A 1,775-nucleotide genomic window follows, 5' to 3' on the forward strand; every position below is an offset into this window, starting at 1 on the left:
GCATCTGCAAAGCATCCTGCCGCAATTCGACTTGATCGTCGGTACGGAAGAGGAATTCATGATCGCCGGCGGAGGCGCGGACATCATGGCCAGTTTGCGCGCCGTACGTTCGGTGAGCGGCGCCACTCTCGTCGTCAAGCGCGGGCCGCTCGGTTGCGCCGTGATCGAGGCGGCCATACCGGCCAGTCTCGATGAAGCATTCAACTATCAAGGCGTGCGCGTGGAAGTGCTGAACGTGCTGGGCGCGGGCGACGCTTTTATCTCTGGCTTCCTGAAAGGCTGGTTGCGCGGCGAGGATTACGAAGCATGCTGCCGCTACGCGAATGGCTGCGGCGCCCTCGTCGTGTCGCGCCATGGCTGCGCGCCGGCCATGCCGTCGCCCGTCGAGCTCGATTATTTTCTCGCCAATGCAGTCAAACTGACGCAGCCGGACCAGGACGCCACCCTGGCGCGTTTGCACCGCACGACGGTCGCGCGCAAAGAGTGGAACGAGCTGTGCGTATTTGCCTTTGACCATCGCACGCAATTCTTTGAACTGGCCCAGCAGGGCTTCAGCGATGAAGCGCGAATTTCACAGCTCAAGCAACTGTTCGTGCAAGCCGTGGGCGAGACGGAAGCTGCGCGTGGCTTGCAGGGCGGCACGGGCGTGCTGATCGATGACCGCTATGGCGCCGATGCGCTCAACGATGCAACAGGGCGCGGCTGGTGGATCGGCCGTCCCGTCGAGATGCCGGGCTCGAATCCCCTGCAGTTCGACTGGGGCCGCTCGCTCGCTTCGCGCTTGACGCAGTGGCCCAAGGAACACGTGATCAAGTGCCTGGTGCAACTGCACCCGGACGATATGCCGGAAAACCGCCTGGAGCAGGAAGCGCAGATCAAGGGCCTGTATGATGCAGCGCAAATCACGGGGCATGAGTTGCTGCTGGAAATTATCCCTGCCAAGTCCTTGCCGCAGCACGACGATACCGTCTATCGCGCCGTGAAACGCCTCTATAATCTGGGCATCTATCCCGAATGGTGGAAGCTGGAAAGCATGTCAGCCCAGCAATGGCAAGCCATCGATGCCCTCGTACACGAGCGCGATCCGTATTGCCGTGGTGTCGTCCTGCTGGGTTTGAATGCGCCGATTGCCGCCCTGGCCGCCAGTTTTGAGCAAGCCAGTGCCAGTACGACCTGCCGCGGCTTCATGGTGGGCCGCACCATCTTCCAGGAACCGAGTCGCGGCTGGCTGGCCGGCGAACTCGACGATGCAGGCCTGATCGCCGCCGTGCGCGCCAACTTCGAGCAGCTCATTGGCTTGTGGCAGCGTACACGCAACCGTCTGGAGCGTGCGGCATGACTACACAAAATAAGACGATTCGTTTGACGATGGCCCAAGCCCTGGTGCGCTACCTGGCCGCTCTGCATACGGAAGAGGGCGAACCTTTGTTCGGCGGCGCCTTCGCCATCTTTGGCCACGGCAATGTCGCCGGCATCGGCGAAGCGCTGTACCAGTACAAGGAGGTGTTCCCCACCTACCGCGCCCACAATGAACAGGCGATGGCGCATTCGGCCATCGCTTACGCGAAAGCCCACATGCGCCGGCGCATGATGGCCGTCACCAGTTCCATCGGCCCGGGCGCCACCAACTTGCTGACGGCCGCCGCCCTGGCGCACGTGAACCGCTTGCCCGTATTGCTGTTGCCGGGCGACGTGTTCGTCTCGCGCGCGCCCGATCCCGTGCTGCAGCAGCTGGAAGATGGCACGGATGGCAGCGTTTCCGTCAACGATGCGTT

Annotated in this window: 2 protein-coding genes; both read left to right on the plus strand. The window is 62.6% G+C overall.

From position 1 onward, the window contains the following. Positions 1-1,339 (plus strand): bifunctional 5-dehydro-2-deoxygluconokinase/5-dehydro-2-deoxyphosphogluconate aldolase (locus VM94_RS18830; protein ID WP_046684866.1); only part of this gene is annotated, 1,339 nt, incomplete at its 5' end. Continuing rightward, positions 1,336-1,775: thiamine pyrophosphate-binding protein (locus tag VM94_RS28290; RefSeq protein WP_268762452.1), on the plus strand; the 440-nt coding region annotated here is incomplete at its 3' end. The genes VM94_RS18830 and VM94_RS28290, both read left to right, overlap by 4 nt.

The organism is Janthinobacterium sp. KBS0711 (assembly GCF_000988085.1).
Classification (GTDB): domain Bacteria; phylum Pseudomonadota; class Gammaproteobacteria; order Burkholderiales; family Burkholderiaceae_D; genus Janthinobacterium; species Janthinobacterium lividum_E.